This is a genomic window from Streptomyces sp. 3N207, assembly GCF_052246355.1.
Taxonomy (GTDB): Bacteria; Actinomycetota; Actinomycetes; order Streptomycetales; family Streptomycetaceae; genus Streptomyces.
Genome location: NZ_JBQQBV010000016.1, coordinates 26,741 through 39,846, shown reverse-complemented (window position 1 = coordinate 39,846; position 13,106 = coordinate 26,741). Strand labels below are relative to the sequence as shown.

The 13,106-nt window shown below is 72.0% G+C and carries 12 protein-coding genes; all 12 read right to left on the bottom strand.

Annotated elements, in window-relative coordinates; all coding sequences use genetic code 11:
* Position 1 precedes the first annotated feature (1 nt).
* A complete protein-coding gene (locus tag ACTWP9_RS23860) occupies positions 2 to 1,309 on the bottom strand; it encodes an AAA family ATPase (RefSeq protein WP_443248298.1) in 1,308 nt (435 codons plus the stop codon).
* Positions 1,310 to 1,420: 111 nt separating this feature from the next.
* Entirely contained in the window at positions 1,421 to 2,944 is a 1,524-nt protein-coding gene (locus ACTWP9_RS23855) for a hypothetical protein (RefSeq protein ID WP_443248297.1), read from the bottom strand.
* Positions 2,945 to 3,249: 305 nt separating this feature from the next.
* Complete coding sequence (locus tag ACTWP9_RS23850; RefSeq protein ID WP_443248296.1) at positions 3,250 to 4,482, bottom strand: hypothetical protein; 1,233 nt, start codon at positions 4,480 to 4,482, stop codon at positions 3,250 to 3,252.
* A 16-nt stretch (positions 4,483 to 4,498) separates the two neighbouring features.
* Positions 4,499 to 4,708, bottom strand: coding sequence for a hypothetical protein (locus tag ACTWP9_RS23845; RefSeq protein ID WP_443248295.1), 210 nt, complete (start codon positions 4,706 to 4,708; stop codon positions 4,499 to 4,501).
* A 340-nt stretch (positions 4,709 to 5,048) separates the two neighbouring features.
* Positions 5,049 to 5,648: a hypothetical protein gene (locus ACTWP9_RS23840; RefSeq protein WP_443248294.1), complete on the bottom strand. Its 600-nt coding sequence runs from the start codon at positions 5,646 to 5,648 to the stop codon at positions 5,049 to 5,051.
* Positions 5,649 to 5,652: 4 nt separating this feature from the next.
* On the bottom strand, positions 5,653 to 6,519 hold the full coding sequence (locus ACTWP9_RS23835) for a carbohydrate ABC transporter permease (RefSeq protein ID WP_443248407.1): 867 nt from the start codon (positions 6,517 to 6,519) through the stop codon (positions 5,653 to 5,655).
* A 32-nt stretch (positions 6,520 to 6,551) separates the two neighbouring features.
* Entirely contained in the window at positions 6,552 to 7,553 is a 1,002-nt protein-coding gene (locus ACTWP9_RS23830) for a carbohydrate ABC transporter permease (protein ID WP_443248293.1), read from the bottom strand.
* Positions 7,553 to 8,845 (bottom strand): ABC transporter substrate-binding protein, encoded by a 1,293-nt coding sequence (locus ACTWP9_RS23825; RefSeq protein WP_443248292.1) that lies wholly within the window; start codon positions 8,843 to 8,845, stop codon positions 7,553 to 7,555. Before ACTWP9_RS23825 ends, ACTWP9_RS23830 begins: the two co-directional genes overlap by 1 nt.
* 69 nt (positions 8,846 to 8,914) lie before the next feature.
* A complete protein-coding gene (locus ACTWP9_RS23820; RefSeq protein ID WP_443248406.1) occupies positions 8,915 to 9,706 on the bottom strand; it encodes a cupin in 792 nt (263 codons plus the stop codon).
* Positions 9,707 to 9,720: 14 nt separating this feature from the next.
* Positions 9,721 to 10,683, bottom strand: a complete 963-nt coding sequence (locus tag ACTWP9_RS23815) for a PmoA family protein (RefSeq protein ID WP_443248405.1) — start codon at positions 10,681 to 10,683, stop codon at positions 9,721 to 9,723.
* Between the two features lie 92 nt (positions 10,684 to 10,775).
* Complete coding sequence (locus ACTWP9_RS23810) at positions 10,776 to 11,945, bottom strand: Gfo/Idh/MocA family protein (RefSeq protein ID WP_443248291.1); 1,170 nt, start codon at positions 11,943 to 11,945, stop codon at positions 10,776 to 10,778.
* A gap of 285 nt (positions 11,946 to 12,230) precedes the next feature.
* Entirely contained in the window at positions 12,231 to 13,088 is an 858-nt protein-coding gene (locus tag ACTWP9_RS23805; RefSeq protein WP_443248290.1) for an MBL fold metallo-hydrolase, read from the bottom strand.
* Between the last annotated feature and the right edge of the window lie 18 nt (positions 13,089 to 13,106).

The window sequence follows — 13,106 nt, the reverse complement described above, 5'->3', positions numbered from 1 at the left end:
GTCATCGGCACGCCCCCGTCGCCGGCCCAGCGTCGGCCGCCGCCGCGGCCCGCCCCACCGAGCGGTCAGCGCGCCGTGCGAGACCGATCACCCCGGCCAGCCGCTCGACCGCCTCCGGTACCTCCCAGTCGTCGCGCCGCAGCGCGGCCAGTGCTGTCGCCGGGGCGACCAGCAGGTCGGGGGCGCCGGTCTCCAGCGCCCGAACCAGCACCGCCCAGCCCGCCTCCCACCGCACCCGCTCCGGGCGCGCCCCGACGGCGGCCACCACCGCCTCCAGCGCAGCCTGACGCAGATCGCCCCGCTCCGGCAGTTCGGCGGAGGCCGGATCGGCCAGCAGCGACTCCGGGTCCGGCAGGTCCATCCGGTCCAGATGGGCGAGGAGTTCGAGCCCCGGCCCGTCCCCCACCGCGCCCCGCACCAGCAGCGCCAGCACCTCCCGGGAGACGGAAGCCGCCGTACCGAAGGCCAGCAGGGTCAACGCGGCCTCCCAGCTCCGGGGCGAGGGCCAGGCTCCGCCGCGCCGCGTCTCGGTGCTCGGCAGCCGGTGGATCAGCGTCGGCCGGACTTCCAGGAAGCCGCAGACCGCGCGCCGGGCGAAAGCCACCGCCTCCGGCAGCCGCTCGGGCACCAGCCGGGGCAGCTGCGCCCGGGGCCACACCCCGCCCAGCCCGCGCACCACCACCTCCCGGTCGTGCACCCAGTGCAGATGCACGAACCGGTTGGCCAGCGGCGGGCTCAGCTCCCATCCGTCCGCTGCCGACGCGCGCGGATTGGCGGCGGCCACGATCCGTACCCCCGGCGGCAGTTGCAGCGCACCGACCCTCCGCTCCAGGACGACCCGGAGCAGCGCGGCCTGGACGGCCGGGGTGGCGGTGGAGAGCTCGTCCAGGAAGAGCAGCCCTCGCCCGGCCCGCACGAGTTCCACGGCCCACTGCGGCGGCGCCATCGGCACTCCCTGCACCGCCGGGTCGTCGCCCACGATGGGCAGCCCGGAGAAGTCGGACGGCTCGTGGACGCTGGCGATCACGGTCGTCAGCGGCAGGTCGAGGGAGGTGGCGAGCTGTGTCAGGGCCGCGGTCTTGCCGATGCCTGGCTCGCCCCAGAGCAGCACGGGCAGGTCGGCCGCGACGGCCAGGGTGAGCGCTTCGAGCTGTTCGTCGGGGCGCGGCTCGGTGGTGGTCGTCCGCAGGAGGGTCAGGAGGTCGTCGGCGAGGGCGAGATGGGTGCCGGTTCCGGATGCGTCGGCGGGGGTGGATGCGGGCGTGGCGGCGGCCGGGACGGAGGCGGAAGGGAGAGTGCTGGTGGTCATGAGCATCACCTGGGGTGGGATAAGGGAACGGGACGGCCCGTCCCGGATGTCGTGTGGGAGTTGCACCGCGGATTGCGCAGTGCGGGGAGGGACTTCGGTGGGGGCAGCCGGTCAGCAGGTCAGGCCGGTACGGGGCCGGGCCCGGCTGCTCTGCTTGCGGCGCATTGCGGGAGGTGTACGGCGGTCGAGTCGGGGTCGGTGACCCGTATCCGTGTGCCCCACGCCCGAGGCGTTCCCGCCCCCAACCGCACCGGCACCGGGATGGACGGCGACCAGTCCCGAGCGGAAGAGCCCGTGGTCGATACGGCGGGCTGCGGCCGACTCCAGTTCCTCCCGGAGCGGCCCGTCGCGCAGGACCGCACCGGGACCGAGCAGCCCCTCGACCACGGCCAGCGCCCCGGTGACGTCACCGTGGCCGAGCCGCTCCCGGACCGCGGGCAGTGCCTCCGGATTGCGGTGCACCGCGTCGATCGCCCGCAGACAGGGCAGCGCCGGCCCACCGAGTGCCACCAGCAGCTCCTCCCGGCGCAGTTGGGCCGGGTCGTGATCGATCGCCGTCAGCACCCCGTCCCGCAGCGCGATCCGGTGGACCTCGCCCCGGCACTCCACCCGATGCGGATCACCGGGCTCGGAGACGGGACCGGCCACCGGCGCCGAGCCGGACGCCACCGAGCCGGAGGCCGCCAGTGCTGCGGCGACGAGCGGGTGCAGCCGTTCGACCGCGACCAGCCCGGACCGCAGCAGCTCCAGATCCGGAAGGACCCGGGCCGCCGCCTCCGGCAGCACCGGAAGCGCCGCGACCTCCTGTGGCGGCAGCGCCTTCCGCAGCGGCCGGAACGTGGGGGCATGGCTGTCGTCGGGGGCGACGAGTTCGAGTACAGCGCGACTCCGCGCACCGAGCCGCACGGTGAAGGCCCCGCGCGGGCGCCCCTCGGCCCGCAACAGCAACTCCGCCTCGGCGGCCCAACTTCCCACCGCCCACGTGGAAGTGTGGATGTCAGGCCGATCGGAACGATCTGGCAGGACCGGCCGGCCGGGTGCGTGGGTCCGGTCGGGCGGCACCACGGGCCGTACCCCGCCCGCACCGCACCGCCGCGCCAGTTCGCCGCTCCGCCCGGAGTCCCAGAGGTGCCGGTGCAGGTCGAGCCGGAAACGCCGGTCGGGGTGCGGGTGTGGGTGCGGATGGTGTCCGGGGGCGTCGTTCCCGGACTTCCCGGACCCCTCCCACAGAGCAAGGGACATCCGCTGTCCGGCGTCCGCCCAAGCCGGCGGTGTCCGCACCACCAGCTCCAGCGGCGCGGTGCCGAAGCCCCCGTAACAGGCCAGCGAGATGGTGAGGCCGGGCCGGAGCCGCCCGTCGGGGGCGATCCTGGGCATGTGCCATCGGAGCAGATCCGGCGCCAGCCGACGCAGATCTGCACGGAGATGGGTGACGAGATCGGTGCCGTGGCGGTCGCGCACGGCGCGCAGATCGAGATTGACGTCGATCCGGGCGGCGGCGCAAGCCCCTGCCCAGTCACCGACCGCACGCCGTGTGGTCGCTGCCTCGATCATGGACGGTGGCACGGCGTACTCGCGCACGCGCTGCCACATCGACAAACGGGCCGGAATCATGTTCGCGAAGTGAGGTGCCATCAGCACTCACCTTGCGCGAACGATTCCCCCAATCCGTATGAGGAGAAGTTCTTCATCACCAGCATCCTAACCATCCCGAACAGGAGCTGTCAGTCCACTTGGATCGGCCGTGCGGAGCTGGGCAGTTCGAGGTGGGATCAACTGGTCGCGTTGCCGGCGCGGTCGGCAGCGGCGGTCGTACTCGGCGATCAGCAGGTACTGGCAGCTGCCGGGCGTCAACACCCTGATCGCAGCGACGCCGGCCCGGCAGTTCGTTGCCCTCGGGTATGGCCGGCGGACGGGAAAGGCCCGGGCCCAGGGACTGCTCAGGGCAGGCTCTCGGCAAGCAACAGGCCGGCGACGAAGGTGTCGCCGAGGCCCACGGTCCCCGCAGGTCTGCGCAGATGGGGGGAGGGGACGCTGGTCGCCCGCCAGCCGTCGCCGAGCGGGCCGTCCGCCGGCAGGTCGGCCGTGAACTCGGCGTCGGGCGGCGGCACCAGCTCGGCGGCCGGACGACCGGCCCGGGCGCGGGCCCCGGCGAGCAGGTTGCCGACGAGCAGCGCCCCGGCCGGGTCGGAGTCCTGGTCCCGGTGCACGGCCAGCGCCCAGTTGTCGGCGTGGACGACGACCCGGCGGGCTCCGGTGCGCTCCGCGATGTCGCGGGCGAGCAGCCGTGGTTCGCCGCGCCGCCCACTCACCGTATACAGCTCGGACAGGCTGAGTCCGACGGAGGTCGCCACGCGCAGGTCCAGGGCCTCGCGCAGCCGTTGCGGGGTGGAGAACTCGGCGAGTTCGTGATGGACGACGGGTATTCCTGCCGCTGCCCAGTCGCGCCCGAGGCCGGCGAGCCAGTTCGGGGAGGCCAGGTCGCCGTCCGGCGGCCCGTTGAGGCCCGACAGCAGACCGGCCCGCACGCCCGGCAGCCGGGGCGTCAGTCCGGCGAAGTCCTCGTCCTGCTCGATCGGCTCGTCGCCGAAGCGCACGATGATCCGGGTCGAGCGCAGCACGGCGCCCTGGCCGTAGCGGGTGCCTGCCGTGAACTCCAGGACGCAGTGCGGTTGTTTGGTCGGGCGTCCGGACGGAGTGACCGACCCGGCGGGCACCACGGTGTCCGACTGGCAGAGCCCGGTGCGGGGGTCGACCACCGCCAGTTGCTCGGCGCTGCGGTCGGCCAGGGCCAGCACCGACGGAGCCCCGACCGTCGCCAGTGCCCAGGAGACCTGCGGGCCTGTGCCGCCGAGCTGGTACCGGCCTGGTCGGCCGAGCAGCGCCGTGAGCCACCGGGGCCCGCCCGGCCAGTGGCGGACCAGTTCACCTCCGCGGGCGGCCTCCACCCGGCCCAGGATCTCGGTGAGCAGGTCCCGTCCCCGGGCTTCCTCTTCGCCGGCGGGCGGGGATGCCGCGGCGTGCGCCATCGCGGCCAGCAGTCCGGCATCGATGCGCCAGAGCCCGTCGACGCAGGCGCTGTTTCCGGTCAGTACGGTGTGCGCCCGTACTGCGTCCGCGGTGACCCGGTGGGCCAGCCGCGTGTAGGTATCGCGCCACTCGGTGGCGGTCATGGCCACGCTCATCCCCTCACCGCCCCGGCCCCGTGACGCCTTCGACGATGCGCTTTTGGAAGAGCCGTACGAGAACGAGGAGCGGGGCGGTGGGGAACAGCGACCGGACGACGATGCCGAGAAGCAGGGCGCCGAAGGGGGCGCGACGGCGCGTGGCAAGGGCCCGGTTGCAACGCGGACCGTGCCGCGGACGGTTCGGCGCGGGCCGGGCGTACAGGGTGGTCATGGTCAGTCCCCTCCCTCAGCCGACGGACGATGAACAGCCCGAATCCGGCGGCGATGAGCACCTCGTAGTGAACATCGCTGCCGCGACCGTCGATCCGTAGCCGAAATCCAGCCCTGCGGACAGCGTCTTGTAGGCGACGCGGGACATGGTCTCCGTACTGGCCGGCGGTCGCGCCGGGCGAACTGTCCTCTGTCCCACGGGCGCCGCGACCACGGACAACGCCCTCGAGCACTGCCCCCTCCCCCGCGGGCAAGGCGAGGGGTGCCCTGCGCAGCTGCCCGCCGCGGGGTGAGGTCGCCGGTGAGACGGGGGCCAGCCGTACGGCCAGGTCGCGGCGGGGTCAGCGCGGGCGCAGTTCGACGGCAGTCAGCGCCATCGCCAGCGGCCCCGGCGCCAGGAACAGCAGGGGTGGCAGCGCCCAGACGCAGACGCCTGCCGTGCACAGGGCGAGCAGTACGAGGGTGCTCCCGGGCACGTCCCGCACGGCCCGGGCCGCCGCCTCCCGACAGGCCCCGCGCCAGCCGTGGCGCTCGCCGGTCCGGTATCCCGCGCAGGCCCGCAGCCCCACCAGGGCCGAGGCGGCCGAGGCGGCGGCGAGGAGAAGAGCGAACTGTACGGCGCCGGGCAGTCCCGCGGCCACCAACGCGGCGTCGGCGGCAAGCAGAGCGCCGGCCGCCAGCAGTACGGCGCCCGCTGCCAGGTCCCCGCGCCGGTCCGGGCGGGCGCGCAGGGCGGCCAGGAAACGCCTGGCGGTGCAGGGTTCGCCGTACAGCCGGCGGCGGCGCAGAAGAGTGCAGGCCGTGGACAGCGCGGCCGGGACTGTGACCAGCGGGAGGGCGGCCACGGAGGTGGCGAGCCCGAGGCTGAGCACGTCGGCGAACAGCTCGAAGCGCGGGCTGAACAGCTCTCCCCGCTCGCGTGTGCCCACAGGCGTACTCATGGCGTCAGCCCTTCAGTCCGGAGTTGGCCATGCCTTCGACCAGCAGCCGCTGGAAGGCGAGGAAGAACAGCACGATCGGCAGCAGCGCGAGCACCGACATCGCGAACATCGGCCCGTAGGCGGACTGGCTGGAGGTGTCCACGAAGGTGCGCAGGGCGAGGGTGAGGGTGTATTTCCCGGGCTCGAACAGATAGATGAGCTGGGTGAAGAAGTCGTTCCAGGTCCAGATGAAGGTGAAGATGGCCGTGGTGATCAGCGCGGGCCTGGTCAGCGGCAGGATGATGCGTACGAAGGTACGGAAGGGGCCGCAGCCGTCGATCTTGGCGGCCTCGTCGAGCTCGCGCGGCAGACCGCGCATGAACTGCACCATGAGGAAGACGAAGAACGCGTCGGTGGCCAGGAACTTCGGCAGCACCATCGGCCAGAAGGTGTTCACCATGCCGAGCTGGTTGAAGACGATGTACTGCGGGATGAGGACCGCGTGGTGCGGCAGCATGATGGTGGCGATCATGAATGCGAACAGCGGGCGGCGCAGCCGGAAGCGGAGCCGGGCGAAGGCGTAGGCGGCGAGCGAGCAGCTGAGTACGTTGCCCAGCACGGCGCCGAGCGAGATGGTCAGCGAGTTGCCGAACAGCTGGAGCAGGCTGACGCCTTCGATGCCGTCGGCCGCCGTGGTGTAGTTCTCGGTGGCGAGCCGGGAGGGCAGCAGGGAGAGGCTGGAGAGCACCTCGTCCGCCGGTTTGAACGAGGTGGCCACCAGCCAGGCCAGGGGATAGAGCAGCACGACCAGGGCGGCCAGGCATCCTGCGTGCAGTGCGACGCGGGGCCAGTTGACCCTCCCCCGAGCTCTTCGAGCAGGGGGTACCTCCATGCGGCGTGCGGCCCTGGTGGTCTGCGCGGACATCAGTGGCCCTCCTCGTTGGCGTAGAAGACCCAGGAGCGTGAGGTGCGGAAGAGCACCGCGGTGACGATGCCGATGGCCAGCAGCAGCACCCAGGCCATTGCGGAGGCGTAGCCCATGTGGGAGGCGGTGAAGCCGCGGTCGTAGAGGTAGAGGGTGTAGAAGAGTGTCGAGTCGGCCGGGCCGCCCCGGCCGCCGCTGACCGCGAAGGCGGGAGTGAAGACCTGGAACGCCTGGATCGTCTGGAGGACCAGGTTGAAGAAGAGCACCGGGGAGAGCATCGGCAGGGTGACGGAGACGAACTGCCGCCACCGGCCGGCCCCGTCCACGGCCGCGGCCTCGTAGAGCTCACCGGGGATCTGCTGGAGCCCGGCGAGGAAGATGACCATGGGAGCCCCGAACTGCCAGACCGTCAGCAGGGCGACGGTGAGCAGGGCCCAGCCGGGCCGGGTGACCCAGCCACCCGTGTGCACCCCGAACGTGCTCAGCACGTTGTCGACGGTGCCGCCGTCGTTGAAGAGCGCTCGCCAGACCAGGGCGATGCTCATCGAGGCGCCCAGCAGTGAGGGGGCGTAGAAGGCGGAGCGGTAGAAGTCCTTGCCGCGCCCCATCGACCTCAGGGCGACGGCGGCGGCCAGCGCAAGGGCGAGTTGCAGCGGTACGGCGATCAGGACGTACAGCAGGGTGTTGCCGACCGAACGCAGCAGCCTGGGGTCCTCGGTGAACATCTGCACGTAGTTGCGCAGCCCGATCCAGGACGGCGGGTCGAACAGGTTGTAGTCGGTGAACGACAGATACAGCGAGACCGCCATCGGCAGCAGCGTCAGCACGCTCGCGCCCAGCACCCATGGTGAGAGGAACACCCAGGCGGGGCCTTGCCGTTCCCTGCGGTGCGGGCGCCCGCTGTTGCGGCTGCGGCTTCCTGGCCCGGTGCGCGAGGGGGACGCGCTTTCGGCGCTCGGGGCGGTGGCCGCCGGGCGCGGTGTGGTAGGCGTGCGCGGCATCACGGCCTCAGCTCCGCTCCGGCCTCGGTGAGGAATTCCCGTGCCACCTGGCGCGGAGTGGCCTTTTCGAAGGCCACTTGGTCGTAGTCCTTCTGGAAGACCGACTGGAGGGCGTTGTCACCGCGTGGGGGTGCCGTCGGCGGGTCCTTCAGCTTGCCCTGCAGCGACTTCTGCAGTTCGGCGACGCCTTTCTGGAAGCCGGTGAGTTCCGGCAGCAGCCTCGTGCGCTGCTGGTTGTTGACGGGTGTGCCGCGGTCGACGCTGAGGATGTCCGCGGCCTCGTCGGTGTTGAGGAGGAAGTCGACGAAGCGGGCGGCCTCGCGTGGGTGGGGGCTGTTGGCGGCGATACCGATGAGCACGTTGGGCTTGAAGTACTGGCCCATGGTGCCGTCCTTCCCTGCCGGCATCGGCGCCAGCGCGAGCCGGTCGCCGTAGACCGACTCGAAACCGGCCGAAGGTGCGTCCCAGTTGAACTCCGCCATCGCCTTCTTGCGTCCCATGGGCGAGTTCTCCACGGAACCGTCCAGCTGTGTGGTTCCTTCCGCCGGGCTGACCAGGCCCTCCTTGCGCAGCTTGCTGGTGAAGGCCCAATAGGCCGTCAGGTCGTCCTCGTTGAACGCCACCTGGCCCTTTTCGTCGTACAGCCGCTTGCCCCGGGAGCGCAGATAGACCTCGAACCAGTCCTCCATCGAGCCGGGGTCGGTCATCACAGGGCTGCCGTGCTCGCGCTTCAGCCCACGCAGGGCGTCCTCCAACTCGTCCCATGTCCAGCCGGGACGCGGCAGTGGCAGGCCCGCCTCGCGCCACGCCTTCTTGTCGTACGCAAGCGTCTGCGTGCCCACGCCCATCGGGACGGCGTACTGCTTCCCCTCGAACTGGCCGGTCTTCAGCAGCGACTTGTCCATCTCCCCGGTCGGCAGGGCCTTCCGCTGCTCGGTGAGGTCGAGGAGGATGCCGGACCCTGCGTACTGGCTGATCTGCCGGTAGTCGAGTTGGACGAGATCGGGCGCGTCTCCGCCCGCCGCCTGAGTGGCGAGCTTCTGCTTGTACGCCTCGTAGGGCGAGTAGGAGGTCCGGATGTCGACGTCAGGGTGCGCCTTTTCGAAAGCGGCGACGGCCTTCTCGGTGCGGGCGGCCCGGTCGGCGTTGCCCCACCAGGTGAAGTGGAGCACGACCTTGCCTTCGCCCGCCGCGGAGTCGCCCTGGCTGCAGCCGGCGAGCGCCGCGCACAGCGCGAACGCGGCGGCTGCGGCGCCGAACGCCCGCGCTCTGGGTCGGTACGGTCGGTGCATGAGAAGGGGACCTTTCATGGGACGGCCGGAGCAGCGGGACGTGAGGGCCGGCGGGTGGGCGTGCGGGCGCTACTCGCCGTAGTACGGCAGGGTGGTGCCCGCCAACGCGTACTCGTCGCGGCGGCCGCACATTCCGTAGCCGTCGCGCCGGGTGGGGCCCGCGGCGTATGCGCGGGCGGCGGCCAGATGCGAGTGATCGCCCTTTTCGAGCGCGTCCAGCTGCTCTCCGGTGCGCTCCGCGGCTGCCAGGGCACCGTGCTGCCAGCGCTCCCGCCAGGCGGCCACCTTGTCGGCGACGATGTCCGCTGCGGCCCGGTGGAAGGCCCGCAGCGGGCCGGTGTCACCGTCCGCCAGGGCCGCGCGCAGCCTCAGATAGCCCTCGACGGCCAGATCCCGCCGCCTGCGTGCGGTGCCCTCCGTCTCAGGCCCTTCCGGGGCGGGCAGCGCGGCGGCGGCTGCGTACGCGTCCGGGTCGTTCAGCAGGTGCGGCGGAAAGGTGAAGACCGCGTCACCGGCCTCCGGCAGACCGCTGTTCTGCATCAGCACGGTCACCCGCAGCCCGGAGCCGTTGACCATGCGGTGCACTGTTCCCGGCGTGAACCAGGCGAGGGAGCCGGGCGTCAGCGGCGCCTCGGTGAAGCCGTCCTCCAGGGTCAGGGTCTGCACGGAGCCCTCCCCCTGGGTGACGACATACGCCTCGGTGCAGGCCAGGTGGATGTGCGGGCTCCCGCCGCACACCCCGTCAGCTGCCTGCCACGGGTACGCACTGATGTGGGACAGACCGATGCCGCCCGGCAGGGGTGCGTCCAGCACGGCGGGGCTCCCTTCGTCGGTGGGTGCGCGCCCGGTGCCCGTCACCAGGCGCCCGGTGCCCGTCACCAGGGCAGTGCGGACAGCTGCTTCTCGATGCGGTCGGCGTCCCATGCCCCGTCGGCGACCACGACGCGGTAGCGGTAGCGGAAGCTCTCGCCGGGAGGCAGCTCGAACTCCTCGAAGAACGCCCAGGAGAAGGCGACGGTGGGCGTCGGACTGGAGCGGACGAACCAGTGCGAGGCGTGCACCGACCCGGTGTTCTCGGGCGCGTGCGCGAAGACGAGGGTCGCGTGTCCGTCCACGTCATCGTGCTCGCCGACGAAGCCGAGCCAGGGGTGCTCGGCGGCGGGCTGCCCCATCATGGCCTCGGCGCTGCTGGCCCCGCCGCGGGTCAGCACCTGGCCTCCGGTGAAGGCGCGGGGCCCCCTCCAGTGCAGGCCGGTGTACCCGGCCATCTCACGGCCGCGCGTGGTGGGCGAGCCGAAGTGCAGCGGCTCGCAGCGGATGTTGGTCAGCTCGATCGACCAGTCCAGGGCGTAGGCGCCGGCCGCGGTGTCCACCGAGTGCAGCACGACGGAGCGCGTCTCGCGCGCCCACTGGCCGCCGCCGTTCTCCACCCAGGTGAGCCGCTCGGTGAAGTCCACCGAGGCGTCGGTCGACGTGAGCGCGTCGAAGCCGTCGTGCCGCATGGAGCCCACCCGGCCAGGCAACGGCAGATAGCCCTCCCCGTGCACATAGGAGTTGCCGCCCCAGAAGTTCTGACCGGACAGGTGGCTGGCCGTCATCTGAAGGCCCTTGTGCCACCGGTGGTCGTTGGGCCGGTAGCCGGTCACCAGACGCCCGCCGAGGGTCCGCAGCGGGTGCGCGTACGGCTTCCAGGACTCGAACGGGTCCGGATCGGGGGCGTAGACGTACGCCATCAGCTCGCTGCCGTTCGCAGCACGCACACTGACGCGTTCGCCGTGCACGTGGGTGACGGTGAGAGGGCCTGCCGCGCTGCCCGGGGCGTGGGCCGGGGCCGTGATCCTGTGCGTGGCGGCGGCTGCGGTCCCGGCTTCGGCTGTCGGTACGGTCACGGTCGTGGCAGCGGTTCCGGTTGCGTTGGTGGGTGCGCTCGTCACTGGTCGGTCCGCTCCTTCGGGGCCCAGTCGGGGTGGTTGCCGTGCATGGCGCGGTAGTAGGGATCGCCAGGAGTGATCTCGCCCGGGCGGACAGGCCGTCCGGTGAAGGCCGACTTGTAGAGGGCGGCGGTGAATTCGAGGGTGCGGCGCGCGTCGTGGCCGCTGCCGGGCGGCCGGGCCCCCTTCTCCCACGCGTCCAGGAAGTGGCCGAGCTGGGCGGCGTGCGAGCTGGGTACGTCCGCCGCGGGCGTGCGCCAGCGGACGGCTCGCGGCCCGCCGTCATCCACATGCGGAGCCGGGGTGTAGGCCCAGTCGTCGTTACGGTGACCGTACAGGTGGGTCAACTCCACGGTGGCGTCCGCGCAGTCGATACGGATTCGGCTGACTTCATCGGGGCTGAGCAGGCTGTTGACGACGGTCGCCATGGCGCCGCTCGCGAACTGCACGAGCGCCGTCGAGACGTCCTCGCTCTCCACGTCGTGCACCAGTCGGCCGGCCATCGCCCGGATCTCGCTCCAGTCGCCCAGCAGATGCAACAGCAGATCCATCTGGTGGATGCCGTGCCCCACCGTCGGACCGCCGCCCTCGGTACTCCAGCGGCCACGCCAGGGGACGCCGTAGTAGGCCGCGTCGCGGTACCAGGTCGTCTGGCAGTGCGCGACCAGCGGGCGGCCCAACTCCCCGGCGGTCAGCAGTTCACGGGCGTGGACGGCGCCGGAGCCGTAGCGGTGCTGGAAGACGACCGCTGCGTACGGTCCGCCCGCGCGCCGACCGCCGCCCCCACCGGTGTGCTCTTCCCCGTACCGCTGCTCGGCGGCGGCGATCTCGTCGTACTCGGCGAGCGACAGGCACAGCGGCTTCTCGCACAGCACCCAGGCACCGGCCTCCAGCGCGGCGCACACTTGGGCGGTGTGCAGCGAAGGCGGGGTGCCGATCAGCACCAGATCGGGGCGCTCGGCGGCGAGCATCCGGGCAGCGTCGCGGTATCCGGCCACCTGCCCGCCGGCCTGGTCACGGAAGGCGGCGAGCCGTCCCTCGTCCACGTCGACCGCGGCAACAAGGCGCACCCGGTCGGCGTGCGCACGCAGCGCTGGCAGGTGGCTGTCGGTCACGATCGCGCCGACGCCGATGACAGCGGCACGGACCGGAGCAGTCTCAACGGGCATACAGGAGCGGCTCCTTGTGGGACAGATGGGCAGGGCACGGAGCAGCACGGAAGCAGGCGGTACGGAAGGTGATGCGGGGGCAGAAAGCGCTTTCCCCGCGAGGGACCCTAGGCCCGCCCTCAACACAGAACAAGACCCGGGCAGCAAGAGATTGAAACGACTCAACTCCCAGGAGGCTCGGCCCCGTTCCCTGCGACACTCCTGCGACTTCCACCCCGTCCGCCCCTCCTGCCCAGCCTGCGCGGCCCCGGCTCGGTCGGCGTCCAAGACAGGCTCCGTCGAGAATCAACCGCCCGCGAGGGTGGCGAGGCGGGCCAGCTCCCACGGGTCGTGAGCACTGAAGACGGTGACCTCTTCCGCGTGGTCGCGGCGGAGGTCACGCAGTCGGTCGCGGGCTGCGAGGCGATCCGCGGGGTCGGTCTGCGCTCCCTGCTGGACCGGTTCGAGAACGGGATGGGAGAGGGGCGGGGTGTGCTCGATCTCGCCGTGATACATGTATGCGTCGCCCGCGTGCAGCAGCCACTTGCCGTCGCCGTCGCGTACGGCGACGCCCGCGTGTCCCGCGGAGTGGCCCGGCAGCGGCACAAGCAGCAGCTCGCACGCCGGCACCTGCGGGCGCGCCACGCCCCGGAAGCCGAACCACTCTGTGCGCTCCTCCACGGGTGCGGGGGTCAGCAGTGGGCCGTGCGCCCCGTGTGCCTGCATGAAGCGGTCGCGGCTGTGCCTGTGGTGCGGTGCCGCGGGATCTGTGACGGCCAGGTATTCGTCGGGGTGCACGTGCACCTGTGCGTGAGGGAAGTCCGGCAGCCCTCCCGTGTGGTCGCGATGCAAGTGGGTGAGCACGATGTGCCGTACGTCCTGCGGCGCGTACCCGAGGCGGACGACCTGCCGCAGCGCGCTCTCCTCAGGGTCCAGCGCAGGCTGGGCGTAGGCCACCCAGTCCGCGCCCAGTCTTCCTTCGGGGTGCTGCCGGTCGGCGGTGCCGAGGCCGGTGTCGACCAGGACCAGCCCGTCCTTGCCTGTGTCGATGAGCAGGCAATGGCAGACGGCGGCCGGTTCGCGGTTCGTGACGCCTACCGTGGGTTCTTCGCCGAGCGGTGGAATCTCCCGGAGGGACCCGCAGTTGAGGTGGTGGATGCGCATAGCTGGTGCCCCTTGGAG